Annotated in this window: 13 protein-coding genes; 2 read left to right on the forward strand and 11 right to left on the reverse strand. The window is 43.7% G+C overall.

Annotated elements, in window-relative coordinates:
• Positions 1–142: 142 nt before the first annotated feature.
• From C6Y07_RS17115 to C6Y07_RS17160, 10 genes are all read right to left on the reverse strand, one after another.
• Positions 143–1,120, reverse strand: a complete 978-nt coding sequence (locus C6Y07_RS17115; RefSeq protein ID WP_106157090.1) for a tripartite tricarboxylate transporter substrate-binding protein — start codon at positions 1,118–1,120, stop codon at positions 143–145.
• Between the two features lie 3 nt (positions 1,121–1,123).
• The gene (locus tag C6Y07_RS17120; RefSeq protein WP_066031780.1) at positions 1,124–1,822 is read right to left on the reverse strand and encodes a response regulator; all 699 of its coding nucleotides are present in this window, start codon (positions 1,820–1,822) and stop codon (positions 1,124–1,126) included.
• A gap of 3 nt (positions 1,823–1,825) precedes the next feature.
• On the reverse strand, positions 1,826–3,424 hold the full coding sequence (locus C6Y07_RS17125; RefSeq protein WP_106048679.1) for a sensor histidine kinase: 1,599 nt from the start codon (positions 3,422–3,424) through the stop codon (positions 1,826–1,828).
• A 138-nt stretch (positions 3,425–3,562) separates the two neighbouring features.
• A complete protein-coding gene (locus C6Y07_RS17130; RefSeq protein WP_189318391.1) occupies positions 3,563–5,797 on the reverse strand; it encodes an exosporium glycoprotein BclB-related protein in 2,235 nt (744 codons plus the stop codon).
• Between the two features lie 116 nt (positions 5,798–5,913).
• Complete coding sequence (gene ribD / locus C6Y07_RS17135; protein ID WP_060595748.1) at positions 5,914–6,996, reverse strand: bifunctional diaminohydroxyphosphoribosylaminopyrimidine deaminase/5-amino-6-(5-phosphoribosylamino)uracil reductase RibD; 1,083 nt, start codon at positions 6,994–6,996, stop codon at positions 5,914–5,916.
• A gap of 283 nt (positions 6,997–7,279) precedes the next feature.
• Positions 7,280–9,037, reverse strand: a complete 1,758-nt coding sequence (locus C6Y07_RS17140; protein ID WP_060595747.1) for a WD40 repeat domain-containing protein — start codon at positions 9,035–9,037, stop codon at positions 7,280–7,282.
• Between the two features lie 4 nt (positions 9,038–9,041).
• On the reverse strand, positions 9,042–9,845 hold the full coding sequence (locus C6Y07_RS17145; RefSeq protein ID WP_106048678.1) for a formylglycine-generating enzyme family protein: 804 nt from the start codon (positions 9,843–9,845) through the stop codon (positions 9,042–9,044).
• Between the two features lie 33 nt (positions 9,846–9,878).
• A complete protein-coding gene (locus C6Y07_RS17150; protein ID WP_066031179.1) occupies positions 9,879–10,604 on the reverse strand; it encodes a GTP cyclohydrolase II in 726 nt (241 codons plus the stop codon).
• 336 nt (positions 10,605–10,940) lie between these two features.
• Complete coding sequence (locus tag C6Y07_RS17155; RefSeq protein WP_106037189.1) at positions 10,941–11,597, reverse strand: class I SAM-dependent methyltransferase; 657 nt, start codon at positions 11,595–11,597, stop codon at positions 10,941–10,943.
• A gap of 962 nt (positions 11,598–12,559) precedes the next feature.
• On the reverse strand, positions 12,560–12,907 hold the full coding sequence (locus C6Y07_RS17160; protein ID WP_060595744.1) for a YflT domain-containing protein: 348 nt from the start codon (positions 12,905–12,907) through the stop codon (positions 12,560–12,562).
• 221 nt (positions 12,908–13,128) lie between these two features.
• On the opposite strand from C6Y07_RS17160, the gene C6Y07_RS17165 reads away from it, so the two are divergent.
• Positions 13,129–13,518, forward strand: a complete 390-nt coding sequence (locus C6Y07_RS17165) for a YfmB family protein (RefSeq protein ID WP_060595743.1) — start codon at positions 13,129–13,131, stop codon at positions 13,516–13,518.
• A 108-nt stretch (positions 13,519–13,626) separates the two neighbouring features.
• Positions 13,627–14,631, forward strand: coding sequence for an NADP-dependent oxidoreductase (locus tag C6Y07_RS17170; protein WP_060595742.1), 1,005 nt, complete (start codon positions 13,627–13,629; stop codon positions 14,629–14,631).
• Between the two features lie 34 nt (positions 14,632–14,665).
• Here C6Y07_RS17170 and C6Y07_RS17175 read toward each other — a convergent pair whose 3' ends face one another.
• On the reverse strand, positions 14,666–15,808 hold the full coding sequence (locus tag C6Y07_RS17175) for a DEAD/DEAH box helicase (protein ID WP_066031182.1): 1,143 nt from the start codon (positions 15,806–15,808) through the stop codon (positions 14,666–14,668).
• Positions 15,809–15,938 lie beyond the last annotated feature (130 nt).

Here is a 15,938-nt window from a genome sequence, read left to right on the forward strand (position 1 = left end):
ATTTCCAACCCTTTCTGTCATGATATCTGACGTTGAAATTGAAGTAAATATTATGAATTTTAATTCTTTTTCGGTCGATAAATGCTTTTTGTTCATTTTGTTCAAACTTTGATTTTGATGGATTCCATGAAAAAAAGCGGTCTCACTCGACCGCTTGTTCTCCTTGGATAAACTGCTCATATCGCCTTAATTGCTCCTCCATAAAGATCTTTGCCTCTTTGCTGTTCATATAACGACTTGTCCAGCCCTTTTGCTTTAATTGCTTTTTCCAGGACTTCGTTTGTGTCATTTTTTGAAGAAGCTGATCCCATTCACGAATATCATGCTGATTCATTTGCTTTGGGCCCATCACACCACGCCAATGAGAGAAGATGAGCGGGATGCCTTGCTCTTTCCAAGTCGGCACATCTTCAAATCCCGCTAAACGCTGATTCGTTGTGGTTGCTACTAGCTTTAGCCTCTTCTTTTCATAATCATGACGAACTTCTGTAATCGTGGTAGTTGCTGCATCGACTTCATGATCTATGAGCGCTTGGAATAAATCATCTGCACTGTCAAATTTCAAAAATTGAATGCGATATGGATCAATTCCTGCCATTTCTGCCGCTCGTGCGAATGAGATTTGATCATCATTACCGAAGTCTGGGGCAAATCCAATTTTTAAGGAATCGGGTTTCTTCTTTAGTGAGTTTAATAGCTCCTTCCCATTTGAGAAAGGAGAATCCACTGGGACTGCGACGACCTGCCACTCTTCTGCCAAAATGGCGAGCGGTGTGACATCGTTCATTGTCATGTTACTGCTGCCAAGCAAATTACGGCTTAACAATAAGCTTGAATTCAAACTAACATAGTTGGTATCTCGCTCCATCATATATGTCCATCCTTTATCCACCGTTCCGCCTCTTTGATAAAGGATATTCACCGGCCGCTTCACCAGCTTTTCTTTCTCGAGCACTGATTTCATCACTTGAGCTGTTTGGTCAAAGCCGCCGTCAGGGACACCAGACACCACAATATATAATGGGCTGTGCTGCAGTAAAGAGTCGCCTCCCTTTTTTTCATTAAAGGTGAGCGTCATACAAAGACAGATCATAATGACAAGGCATATTCCTTTTTTCATCTTTTATGACTCCGCTTGCTTTATGGCAGGATAATATTTCCGTTCTGGTCTGCCAATGATTCCGTACGCAAGCTCTGCCCGGCATTCTCCTGTTGTCACGAGATACTCGACGTACCGTCTCGCTGTTGTGCGTGAAGCCCCCATCTTTTCTCCGAGTTCTTCCGCTGTAATCCCATTATTCTCTGATGCCATCAATGTTTTCACCTTGTCCAAAGTCAGCGAATTGATCCCTGTAGGCAGGTCCCTGCCATCCTTTTCTTTTGGCTCTTCTTGCATCTGTCCAAAAAACAAATCAATCATCGTTTGATTGACTTCATCCTTAGAATTGATGATGTCTTTCTTCTCTTTATATTCGGTTAAAACTTGCGCAAACTTTTGTGCGGTCACTGGTTTGATTAAATAATGAACCACTCCGTAATGAAGTGCATCTCTTAAAAGTGTCGTTTCTGTTGCAGCCGTGATAATAATCACATCTATTTCTGGATAGTGTTCTCTTAAAAGCGGCAACAGGTTTGTACCGAGCTCATCGGGCATATATACATCAAGCAAGATGAGGTCGACTTGTTCCTTTTGGAGCGCCTCCCACATATCTTTTGCACTCTTTGCCTTTCCGGCGATTTGAAATCCTTCTATTTGTTGTATATAAGATTCATGAATGGCTGCGATTCGAAAATCATCCTCCGCAATGAGTACCTTCATCACCATTTATTCCCCCTTTGTGCCTTTCGGTATGTATGCAGTGAAGATGGCACCGCCTTCTTTTTGGTTCGTCACTTCAATCCAGCCCCCAAGTTCGTCCAACACTTCTTTCACATTCGCTAGCCCGTAGCCTCGTCCTTCCCCCTTTGACGAATGGCCTCTTGTGAAAATATGTGAAAGTTCTTCCTCGTTTACTCCATCACCTGAATCAGATACTTCTATGATAATATCAAACCCAATATCTGTAATGAACAGGCTTACCTCGCGCGTCTCCTTATTTAGTACGGCCTCAAAGGCGTTATCTACAAGATTACCAATGATGGTAATAAAGTGAGATAGACTTAAATGTGGTGGAAGCGGCTCCAATGAACTATTTTCATCGATGTGGAAATGAACCTTCTTCTCAGATGCTTTCCCTAACTTGCCGAGTAAGATGGCTTGTATTTTAGGAGATCGAATTTGCTTCATGAGTAAATCGTGCTGACGGTTTTGCAGCGTATATTCTTCCTTTATTAAGTCGATGGCCTCATCCACTTGCTTCAGCTCAAGCAAACCTAAAATGGCGTACAGCTTATTTGAGAATTCATGCGTTTGTGCCCTCAGGTCTTCTGAATATTGGCTGACCTCTGTTAATGTATCCAGCAGCTTCGTCAGCTCTGTTTTCTCTCGGAAGCTCACAATTCCCCCAAAAACTCGATTGTCCTGGACCACTTTTTTCACATTTAAGACATAGGTTTTATCATTGACGACGGTTTCGATGTTCGGTTCAATCGTTTCTGCCTTTAAATAGAAAAGGAGATTGGCTTTTGGCAAGACTTGGTCAATATGAAGCGGCAGCTCCGATGAAACGCGCAGCATGTGTTCAGCAGATGTATTCATCATCGTTATCGCGCCTTTGCGGTCAAATGCAATAATCCCTTCTTTTATAGCAAGCAGCATCGCTTCTCTTTCTCGAAATAATGAAGCAATTTCGTGCGGTTCAAGCCCTAATGTATCTTTGCGAATACTTCTTGTTAAAAAAATCGCTCCGAATATACCAGGCAAGAGCACAAAAAGGGCAATATAGCTAAGCTTGATTAGTTGATGGGCTGTCGCTTGATCAATTTCCTTTTTTAAAAATTCGACGGTGACTGTGCCAATAATTTCTTCATGCTTGCCTGTTTCTTTCATAATCGGGGCACTGCCTCTGACAACGATTTCACCATTAGAATCACCCGTTGATATGGAGGTTCCCCCAAATAGCAGGGTACTTCTTCCTCTAAATACACTGATGGTTTTTCCTACATTCTCATGATTCGTATGAAAAAGGACCTTCCCTTTTTGATTGGTAATGAAGATGGCATGTGCTCTGACTTGATCCTTCATTTGCTCAAGCACTGCCTGTTCTTCATACTCAGACACTGATGAGGTGCCCACCGATGTTTTAATGGGCGGCATATATGAGATTGTTCTAGCGGTTTGCACCGCCAGCTGTTCAGCTTGCCGCTGCCTTTCTGATGTCTGCAGAAAACCAAAACAAATGGTCAATAACGCAATGACAACAAGCAAAAGCCCAATAATTAACCCCAAAATTTTCGTTTGTAAAGTGACTTTCCTTTTGCCCATCCTCACCGCTACAACCCCTAATTCAAGTAGATTCATCGACTAGACTTTAAGAAAATCATATCATTTTTTCTTACGAAGTTAAGAGAAAATTCATTCAAACAAAAAAGGACGACTCAAATCGAGTCATCCCTGTTTCAATTACGTGATAGATAAGCCTGCACTCGCATAGCCTGCTACAGTGTTAATTAAAGATAAGCCTGTTGCAGTCGCAGAGAAAACAACCAGTAATCTTGTTTCTGCTGTAACTGGCACATTCAGGCCGGTAGCGATTCCGTTTGAAATAGCACCAATAGTTAAAATCCCCGTTAATGGTGGTGCCAATGTGACACTCGCTACTTGAGTGAAGCTGTTATCTGGTGTCGGTGAAGCAAATAAGCTAGCTGTCACTGTAATACTCGTGCCGACTAAAGCCAATGCTGCCGTAGTACTAAAGTATCCGGCAAATGAAGTAATAGTGCCATCCCTTGGTACAGAGAATGCCATATTTAAAAGAGTACCTGCTGCTCCTGTTAAGTCGATGATACCACCTAGTATGCTAACGCCTGTTGCAGAGCTACCAAAGCCGACCAAACTAGAAGTTCCGACAAGACCCCCTGCAATTGTAGTCAAGACAGCAGGGGTACCTGATGCAAATGGAATAATCGCACTCGATCCAGTTGCTCCGGTTGCTCCTGTAACTCCGGTGGCGCCGGTATCTCCTGTGGCTCCAGTTACTCCAGTCGCTCCGGTGACTCCGGTGGCGCCGATATCTCCGGTCGCTCCGGTGACTCCGGTGGCGCCAGTATCTCCTGTGGCTCCTGTGGCTCCTGTGGCTCCTGTGACTCCGGTGGCCCCGATATCTCCTGTGGCTCCCGTTACTCCGGTCGCTCCGGTGACTCCGGTCGCGCCAGTATCTCCTGTGGCTCCCGTTACTCCGGTCGCTCCGGTGACTCCGGTATCTCCTGTGGCTCCGGTGACTCCGGTGGCGCCAGTATCTCCTGTGGCTCCCGTTACTCCGGTCGCTCCGGTGGCGCCGGTATCTCCGGTCGCTCCTGTGACTCCGGTATCTCCGGTCGCTCCTGTGACTCCGGTCGCGCCGATATCTCCGGTCGCTCCGGTGGCGCCAGTATCTCCTGTGGCTCCTGTGACTCCGGTGGCCCCGATATCTCCTGTTGCTCCCGTTACTCCAGTCGCTCCGGTGGCGCCGGTATCTCCGGTGGCGCCCGTTACTCCAGTCGCTCCGGTGACTCCGGTATCTCCTGTGGCTCCTGTGACTCCGGTGGCGCCAGTATCTCCTGTGGCTCCCGTTACTCCGGTCGCTCCGGTGACTCCGGTGGCGCCGGTATCTCCGGTGGCGCCAGTATCTCCTGTGGCTCCTGTGACTCCGGTGGCCCCGATATCTCCGGTCGCTCCTGTGACTCCGGTCGCTCCAGTATCTCCTGTTGCTCCCGTTACTCCGGTCGCTCCGGTGACCCCGATATCTCCGGTTGCTCCGGTAACTCCAGTCGCACCTGTATCTCCTGTTGCACCGGTCGCTCCTGTACCTGTTGCTCCTGTGATCCCGGTTGCTCCGGTAACTCCAGTCGCTCCCGTATCACCTGTTGCACCGGTTGCTCCTGTACCTGTTGCTCCTGTGGCTCCTGTGGCTCCTGTGATTCCGGTTGCTCCGGTAACTCCAGTCGCACCTGTATCTCCTGTCGCACCGGTTGCTCCTGTACCTGTTGCTCCTGTGATCCCGGTTGCTCCGGTAACTCCAGTCGCACCTGTATCTCCTGTTGCACCGGTTGCTCCTGTACCTGTTGCTCCTGTGGCTCCTGTGATTCCGGTTGCTCCGGTAACTCCAGTCGCACCTGTATCTCCTGTCGCACCGGTCGCTCCTGTACCTGTTGCTCCGGTTGCACCCGTTTCACCAGCAGCTGCTAACAATGTATAATCTGGTGACGTACCTGGCGTACCTGTTGGCGGCGCTGAATTCACCACATACGTACTTCCATCGAATGTCACGACTTGACCTACTGGATAGGTTGGGGCTACCGCTGGATCAAATGCCACGATGCCCGTTAAGCCTACACCAGTGGCTCCAGTTGCTCCTGCCGGGCCTGCTGGGCCTGCTGGACCCGCTGGACCCGCTGGACCCGCTGGACCCACTGCACCTGCTGGACCTGCTGGGCCTCTTCTTCCTCTCCCGCCTGGCGGACCTTGAATCACACAAACACAAGGATCTTTTCCGCAGCAAGGATTTTTCACTGGTTTCCCTGGCTTTCCAGATTTCCCTTTCTTACAACTATCACATTCCCAGCCGTCATCCTTATACGCATCATACCAGCTTCCTTTTTGGTAGTGGTCTGTCGAATGAGTTGGATATGTCTTTCCGCATTGTCTACATCTTCTCATGGAATCACCCCCCATCCATCGTATTCATCATTCCTTGGAAAGGTGTATGTACACTTTTATTTTTATCAAGAAGTATTGAAAAGACCTTGCGCTCGATGCACAAAGTCTTACATTTATTAGAATTTTATTGTCATTTTGATATCTTTTCCAACCATACTATATTCAATATCTGCTGGACGGATCGCTTCTTTTAGTTTTTTCACCCCCTCTCCTTCAAAAAAAGTAGGTGCATGTTTTCCACCGATTAATAAAGGTGCCATATAAATGACGGCTTCATTGACTAGTGATTCTTCTAAAAAGGACGCACTCACATTTCCTCCTGCTTCAACGAGAACTGACATGACAGAACGTTCCTTCAGCATTCGTAACACGTCATGAATATTTGTCCGCTGCTCTCCGCTTGTGACATAGACTTGATGCCCTTTATCTACCAGCTGTTCATACTTTTTCTGATCATACATGTGCGAGGTGCAAATAATGGTTTCGGCCATATGATCTGTTAAACATTTCGCATGAAGCGGAATCCTTAATGTGGAATCTAAAATGACACGAATGGGCTGGGTCGCCATTGAATCTTTCACAATAAGACCTGCATCATCTTGAATAATCGTTTCGACACCTGTTATCACAGCATCGGCTTCTTGACGCAATTGCTGCACTTCTTTCCTCGCTTCTGTTCCTGTGATCCATTTGCTTTCAAGATGAGATGTTGCAATTTTCCCGTCTAACGAAATGGCTGATTTTAAGATGACGTAAGGAAGGTCTGATTGAATGAAATGAAAAAAAGGCACATTTAAGCGATCCGCCTCCTGTTTACATATTCCTTCATCTACTTCGATCCCTGCTTGTTTCAACATGGTAACCCCCTTACCTGCGACAAGCGGATTTGGGTCTTGCGTCGCAATGACTACACGTTTCACACCACTTTTGATAATGGCTTCCGTGCAAGGACCCGTTTTCCCATGATGCGAACAAGGTTCAAGCGTCACATACATGTCAGCTCCCTTTGCCTTTTCCCCTGCCATTTGCAGCGCATGAATTTCAGCATGAGGTTCGCCCGCCTTCATGTGAGCACCAATCCCAACAATCTCACCTTGCTGTACAATGACTGCACCGACAAGCGGATTTGGGGAGGTTTGCCCTTTCATTGCCTTTGCGTTGGCAATCGCCAGCTTCATATAAAAAACATCGTCTTTCATGTGAGTCTCCTTTCTTCTCTTTCAAGGGAAAGAACTCCTTCAGGAAATGAAGGAGTTCTATTCTCATGTGCTATATTTTTTCCATCCGTTTCTTTTCAGATCGATCATAGTAAGGCAAGGAATAAAAAAGTTTATATGATGCTCGTTGTTTACAAAAACAGCATTTGCGTAATTCATATTTATTAATGAGGAGCACATGCGGACAATTGAGTACAGTCAGGCCTTTTTTCATATGTTCCTTGCAAACACTTATCATGAGAATCCCCCGCTTACATTCTTTTTCTTAATGAGAGATTACTTCTTTCGGAAATTGTTCAAATAAGCGCAGTACTTCAGTATGTGTGCCATCTTCTCGAATATGATAAATCCCGCCGTCATATGAGCTTGCGTATACATCATTGCCTAATTGTCTGATGGCACTAATCCCATTCTTGGCAATTCTAATTGGGCCGGTATTGACATCTAGCTCTGGATTCCACACAACGACATAGCCCCAATAATCTCCGCTCACAATATAGCCAGAGTCTGTGACAGAGACAGATTTAATAGAATACTGGTGTTCATTATGCTGGTCTAAAATTCTTCCTGTATGCAAATCAAACAATCTCACATTCTTGTCACGGCTGACAATGGCAATACGATCTCTTTTACTATCAATGAATACATCATTTAACAGCTCTGTCGCTCCGATATATTTCGCTTTTAAAGACAAGCTCTTCTTATCTAAAAGACAGATGGTTCCTTCTACCGCGGCTGTGATGATATGATCTCCTTCTACTTTTAATGCTTTAACAGCACAATCGTGTGCTTTGGAACGGCCAATTTCCTTTAAATGTTCTGTCGAAATGACATGTACATAACCGCCGTAAGTTCCAATATAGAATTGCCGATCCTCCTCGTGGAAATACACACTGTTGACCGGCCCTGTGTTGAGATCAAACGAAACCATTTGCTGTAATGATTCATGAACAATATGCACCTGACTTGCATGATCTCCCCACGCATAATAGCTTCCATCTCGTGCGACAGCCACTCCATTTGTTAAAACGCCTGTCGATTTAGCGATTTCAATCCCGTTCTTTCTGAATTTTCCGTCATCTGATGCTGTGATGATATCTCCCGCATCAGTCAGCGCAATATCATTAATAGATGGTGTCGCCATTTCAATCTCATCTGATACAACTTTTCCCTTTTCAATAGACCATTCACAATACGTTTTTCCAAAACTGGCTCCTAGGATGGATTTCTCATCCTCCGTCCAGACAAGCGAACGCTCCCACTGATATTTATGAGGCAGCAACGTATCGACTAAATCCCCTGTTTCATAATTCCACAGCTTAATTAAATGGTCATAGCCTGCTGTCAGCAAGTAATTGCCGCTTGGAGAAAAGTTCACCCGCTTGACGCCCTGTAAATGGGCTTTAATGATTTTTTTCTCCTGTAAAGTAACCGCATCATAAATAATGACGGTGCCATCGTCTCTGCCAAGTGCGAACACTTCTTTTTGATTGCTGCCGCTGATTGTGTCCAGCTCATAATCAAACGGACCAATTTCCCCTACAATTTCTCCTGTATCGTACAGCCATACAAGAACGTAGCCATCATCACCTGTTGTATAAGCTTTATCGCCATGTATCCATACAGCTAATACATCTTTGCTATGTCCATGGAATTCTCTTAAAACAGCTCCTGTTTCGATATCCCACACTAAGCACCTTCTATCTCTAGACACCGATACTAGTAAGGTATCCTGTTTGGCAAAGGCGACGGCTTCTACATCATCTGCATGACCAAACAGGGTGCGAATTCGAGTATGAGTGTCTGTATCATACAATTGAATGGTGTAGTCTGACGATGCACTCGCTAAATACTTTCCGTTTTCAGAAAGAGATAAAGAGTTAATGATATGCTCGTGACTTCCAATAAACGTTCCTTCTCCTGTTGCCCGGTTCCACTTATAAATACAACGGTCATAGCCGCCAGTGTAAACAATTTGGTCCTGCTGAGTTGATAAAACAGATGTAATCGGTCCTCTATGCATGATTTTACACTCCCACCTTTATATGTTGTTTTTGACGAGTCACTATACGAAAACCAGTAAATCGGAAAACGGGATCTGGATGCTTCCCGTGTCTTCTGGCGACTCTGCATAAATCTCCGCCTCTTGCAAAGGAGCCGCCTTTTAAAATGTAGTAATTACTGCCAAGCGTCTCCGTTAAATCATCTACGACCTCGATGCCGCCATCGTATACATGATATTTGGTGTTGACCCATTCCTCGACGTTGCCCCCCATATCATAAAGACCAAATAAGGATCTGCCCTTTTTGTATTGACGGACAGGCGTCGTTTTTTCAATATTTGATTCGAACGTATTACATAAAGAAGGATCAAACTCATCTCCCCACGGGTATTGATTTCTCGTATTTCCCCGGGCAGCATATTCCCATTCTTCTTCAGTAGGAATCGACACGTCTAACCCAAGTTTCCCGCTCAGCCACTGGCAGAACGAGAAGGCTTCCTCGATATCCATGCCCCAAGCCGGATGATCTTTCCCGCCACCAAGCTCTTGATTCGTTAAGCTCTCCGGGTACGCCTGGCCTGTTTCATCACAGTAGCTTTGATACCATTCATTGGTGACGACCGTATCTGAAATAAAAAATTCATTGATATACGGCTGATAGGATGGAAATTCTTTGTACAGCCATTTTTGAAATTTTTTCTCACGGCCGTAGGTTGGATTGAGAAGCTTGTCCTTCCAGAATTCTGATGCCTTTTTCATATCTTCTTCATTACTTCCAATCGTTGCATAGCCGCTTGGGATTTGAATCCAATTGATTTCAGGTTTCACGCTTTTCTCCCGCCTTCTTTAAAGTAAACTCATCTACTGATTAATTAATTTTTTCTCATCGACCATATGTCCTGAGGCTGCTTTTGCCTTCAAATAGGCTGCATTATAGAGAGAAGCTTCGACCGTATGATCAAATCGCAATACAGGAAGACCGTAAGCAGCAATGGAATCGACTTTATCTGGATTGTTCGTTAGGAGGTGCATTGGTTTCCCTTTGTTTAAATAGTGCAGAACAGCCGCTGCCTCCTCGTAATGCCGGTCATCATCTCCGCAGCCAATCAGGCGGTTGGCTTCAAAAGTATCCAGCTTCATTTCCTGTAATTTATACGTCAATGCTTTCGCCATCAGCCCAATTGACCGCCCTTCTTGATTGGCCATATATACGAGCATGCCTTTACCGTAATCGGTGATTTTCTTCAGCGATAACGCAAGCTGTGGACCGCAGTCACATTTCAGTGACCCAAACACATCCCCTGTTTGGCAGACACTATGAATTCGCACTAGCGGCGGCACCTCATTTTCAAAGTCGCCAAATAAGAGACAAGAGGAAAAGGTTTGCTGCGCGGTACTCATTTGGACAATAGATTCGATCGTTGGTTTTGTCTCCCCTTCAACAGGTGCGAAGGCATACCATTTAAATGGCACTTCTTCATGTTGAATGGAGATCGGCAGGTTCACTGGCCCCACGAGCAAATAGTTTTTTTCTTGAAAGGTAAAATGATGAATCATTGATTGTAATTCATCTACAAACTTGTTCATTTGTCTCCCCCCTATTCATCGCTGCACCCAAATCGACTCTCATAGCGCAGTGATGGAGTGATGAATATGTGTCCGCACTCCCTTAGCATATGTGCTCCTATTTCAAGCGGCACTCATGCCTAAAAAGAATATGGATGTGCGATTCCTCTCATCGTTCAGACCCTGATTTTCGCAAGAATGTCTTCGTTCCCAGCTCTTCTAGCGATGTTTCAATCTAGGTCTTGTCCAGTACAAAGGAGCAGAAATCTTGGTTCATAACGCCTTTCGCCTACATGATGCGCACATGCTCTTTCTTAGAATGAACCCCTCTGCTAGCTTTGAGTGATCACCTTTGTACTAGATTTTGACGGCAATGACATGATGCTGGCTAATGCCGGCCTTTGCTTTTAATGGTGTAATCGATACAAGCTCCAGACCTGATGAACAAATTCTTTCTCCAAGCTGAGAGTCTGAAAATGAAAAGTGGAAACGGCCATCTTCTCCGATTAATCCTGTTCTCCACTCTTCTCCCCATACAACAAGTGAGAAGACGCCGCCTTCATGAAGCAAAGAGGAAACCTGTTTTAAATAACGCTCATGATCATCAGGATGCTGGTGATGAAAGCAGCCATGATCTAAAATTAAATCAAACTGCATCCCGCGTCCCTGATCCATCGACCAGGACATAAAATCTTGATGAACAAAATGGACAGGAACCGTTTCTCTTTTCTGTAATCCTTCCCACTCCTCATGCCCATACAGGTCGATACCGACATATGCAGAAAGCCCCCTTAAATGTTCAAGTGCCCGGCCGTTCCCGCACCCGATATCGAGCACAGAAGCAAGTGCATTCTTTTCCCGTGAATGCCATGCCTTTAATGACATCACGGCTGCATCTGTTAAGGATGGATCAGTAGACCACATATCTGTTCTTTTTTCATAATGTTCTTGAAATGCCATACGCATTTTTTCTAGATACAACCCACTGTCTTCATGATATAAAGCTTTTTTCATCACAGGACCTCCTTCTATTCAAAATCGGCTTTTCGGGCAAAGGTCATTTTCAAGCCAAAAACCTTATGTTAAAATGAAAGATGGATTTTTTAGGAAAATCTGTTTTCTGAAAAAGGAGAGAAGCATCCCACATGTTCACTCTTCTTTTTCAGCATGCATCCTCATATGCAGCCATTTGAGAGCTGCAGCGCCTCAGCTTATTGTCTCTTTTTTTCATATGAGTTCACCTCCTTCACCGTTCGATCAACTCACAGCCCTTATTGAAACCGCTTTCTATCTTGGACAAGAACATAACGCCTTTTGAATATCTCTTGCAAAGTGATCATAGTAGAAAGGTCAATCTACTGTTTAGATCGGCTACCATTGTAAAAGACCGTTTTCTTATGTTTTAGTAGAAATATTCCAAGCAAGCTTTTTCTCTTAAAAGCGCTTGTACCTTGGTTTTATGACACCACCTCTCACTAGAATGTGCCTTGAATAAACCCATCAGAAATTTAACAACTACTTCCATAATGACTGGAATAAGCCAAATATATTGTTTTTAGATTATTTTGTCAACAAGTTATTTCCTAAACATTAAAATGAATTTTCTAATTGAAAATACAGGTATTTTTCGTGGTTTTTTGACCTCAAAACACTTATTTCTACACAAAAATACAACATAAACCAATAGAACTAAGAAATTTATCTACTAAATTACACAAGATTTTTATTACATTTTGAAACAAAATCGAAAGATACAATGATTATTTCCCGAATGGATTTTTGTGAAATTTTGACTATTCTTTTCTCATTTCCTATCATTTTCTTTGGTATATCTGCATTTTCAATTAGATGATTTACTGTTTATTCCAATCTGCTGTTTTTTCTTATTATAGTAAAAAAGATGTGTTCTCTCCTTCAGAGATATCGGCATGAAAAAAAGCCCCTTACGAAAGTAAGAGGCTTTTTTCAGTTGGCGTTTATGCCCAAGTTTTCACTTTTTCATGGTCTGTCACAAAGAGAAGGACTTTTCCTTCATCTAAATGTTCTTCAAATTTCTCAGCTTCTTCTTTAGAGAAACCAATTTCATGGATTTTATTTCGGAGCTCATCGCCCTTTTTACTAAAGATGTTCCCAACAGCATGTTTAAGTCCAACTTCTCTTTGACCTATCGTATTAGCATCTGCATTTCCAGCAATACGCTCTGTACGATCATCGTCATGGGACAGAACATAAATGTCCTCTCTTGCAACACCGAGTGCTTTTAATTGCTCTACATCTCTTTGAAGTGTCTCATCATTTGAATACTCTCTTACAACAGGTTTCATTTTATATTCCTCCTTTAGCGTCTTACGAATCTTTTACCCGTCACTTTTGTCATTAAACCTTCCTTGAGCACATCCATTTTACATTGTGTACTAACCGTGCCTATTGGCTTATTTTTGACAAAAAGCCCGAAAAAATGACTAAATTTTCTGAAATATTGTATTCATCCCTGCTGTTTTGTTGTACAATTCTTATACTGGAGGCTAGAAATGAGGTAGAGCTGATGTATTACTTTTCAGCGGAGCAGCAGTTTAATGCTTGGGTTGTCAGTGATTTGGTGAAACAGCTTTTTCAGAAGTGGAATCCTGAAGAAGCAAAAGCAAAGCCGCTTACATTGTTTGCTGAACAGCACTTTCGCATCTCCATTGATTATCTCTTTTCAATCATCATTAACATTGGAGATATCGAGTCGATTGAACAAGATCCACAAGACCTGTTGTCCTCATACTTGAATATCCTTTTTCCTTTTGTGACGCGCGATATGATGAAAGCCTCCATGCAAAATGCGAACGAATATTTGTTAAAAGAACGTGATGCGGACGCGTATCAGCTGTTTGGCTGTCTGCCGCCGCTCCTCTCTGTTGACTTCCAAAAAAGTAGTCCTCATCTATGAGATGGCGGCTGCTTTTTTGTATGTGTTTGAAAAAGACCGTATGTTTTGAATGAAAAGAAGCATCATGTTAATGTAAATCTAGGCTGCAAGTGAAAGGGAGGATTTGACATGAGTCAACAAAAGCAAATTCAATTAGCCAAACGTCCAAAAGGATTACCTACAAAAGATGTTTTTCATTTTGAAACAGTCGATATACCTGTGCCGCAAGATGGCGAAGTCTTGATTCAAACGAAATATGTTTCTGTAGATCCTTATATGAGAGGACGAATGCAGGATACAAAATCCTATACACCTCCATTTAAGCTAAATGAAGTGATTCAGGGCGGTGTTGTCGGAGAAGTCGTTGAATCCAAATCGCCTCAATTTGAAAAAGGGGATTTTGTTCTTGGATTCCTTGGCTGGCAAGAATATTCTACAGCCAAAGCTGAATCTCTGACTAAAATTGATCCATCCATTGCGCCATTGTCCTATTATTTAGGCATTTTGGGCATGCCAGGGCAAACCGCTTATTTCGGACTTCTTGCGATTGGCCAGCCAAAAGAAGGCGAGACCGTTGTCATTTCTGGAGCCGCAGGTGCCGTTGGTTCCGTTGTGGGACAAATTGCTAAGATCAAAGGCGCTCACGTCGTTGGGATTGCGGGATCTGATGATAAGCTGGCTTATTTAAAAGAACTAGGCTTTGATGAAACGATTAATTATAAAACAACAAATGATTTAGATGATGCCATAGCAAAGGCCTGTCCAAACGGCGTCGATGTGTATTTTGACAATGTTGGCGGCGAAATTTCTGATGCCGTGATGAATCATTTGAACCGCTTTGCACGTATTCCAGTGTGCGGCGCGATTTCGTCTTATAACATTAGCGCAAGCGAGGACATCGGACCGCGTGTGCAAACAAAACTCATTAAAACAAGCGCATTGATGCAAGGCTTCATTGTTGCCAACTATTCAGATCGTTTTGAAGAGGCTGCAAGAGATCTCGCACAATGGGTTAAAGAAGACAAACTGACTTATAAAGAAACAATCATTGAAGGCTTTGACAACATTCCTGATGCATTCCTTGGACTATTTAAAGGGGAAAATGTCGGAAAACAGCTTGTCAAAATTTCATAATAAAAAAGGACCCTCCATGTGGAAGGGTCCTTTTTTATGCTTGCTTGGGCGCAAGATGCAGCTGGCCTTGCTTATAAACAATTTCCTGAAGCGTAAGATTCAGCTTTTTCGCCATTTTTTTGAGCATTGCATGCTCTTGAGGTGTGACAAGACTGATGACAGCCCCTTCTTTTCCTGCGCGCCCGGTTCTGCCTGAACGGTGGATATAGCCTTCTTCGTTTGGCAGGTCGGCATGGATCACGTACGGCAGATCGTCAATGTCGATGCCTCTTGCTGCGATATCTGTTGCAAGGAGAAGCGGGAATTCACGCTGTTCAAATTCCTTTAAGATGATAGCACGTTCTGCTTTTTTCGCCTCACTATGAAGCACACCAAGGTCGACATGGTGATACGCTAATTTCTCTGCATAAATGCTTAAATTCGTAATATCACGCACAAAGACGAGCGCCTGCATGTCCTCAAGCCGTGATAGCTTTTGCAGTAATTTCACTTTATCACGCTGATCACATAACAGATAATAGTGTCCTACTTTCTGCGCTTCTTCCTCACTTCTGGCAATTTTCAATACTTCTGGTTCAGACGTCATTTGTTTAATCAGTTGAACCGTTTCCTCTTTTAACGTCGCAGAAAAACAGAGGATTTGCCTTTCTTTTAATGTGGATTTAATGATCGCTTGGATCGTTTTCATATGCTCTGGCACAAGAAGCTGATCTGCTTCATCTAGCACGACCGTTTTGACTTCGTGCATTTTCAGTTTCTTGATTTTGATTAATTCCTGTACACGGCCAGGTGTTGCGACAACGATGTTCGGGTGTTTCTTTAGTTTTTCCTGCTGCTTTTTGATGTTCGCTCCACCAATCAAGGAGACCGCTTTGATATCTGACCCTTGTTTGAACTCTTGCACGACATCAAAAATTTGCATCACAAGCTCTCTTGAAGGTGCCAAGATTAAGACTTGCGGGTGCTTGATATTCACATCGATTTTATTTAAAAGCGGCAACACATACGCCAGTGTCTTCCCCGTTCCCGTAGGCGATTCTGCGATCACATCACGCTTCTCCGTAATCCACTCTGCTGTTTTTTCTTGTATAGCTGTTGGTTTTTCGAAGCCAGCCGCTTGAAAGTTTTCCTGAATAAATGGCTTTGCTTCTTTCAAAAATGCCCAATTTTCTATCATGTCGATCTCCTTTATCCTCATTCAATCTATCCTTTAGTATCTCAAAATCAGCTTTGAAACGCAATTTTTCTTTTGATGCTTTTATCGAGCCGGACAGTTCGATATAATCATGAGAGGCACTAGCCGTTTT

The sequence above is a fragment of the Bacillus sp. LNXM12-1 genome, assembly GCF_003004375.1.
In the GTDB taxonomy this organism is placed as follows: Bacteria; Bacillota; Bacilli; order Bacillales; family Bacillaceae; genus Bacillus.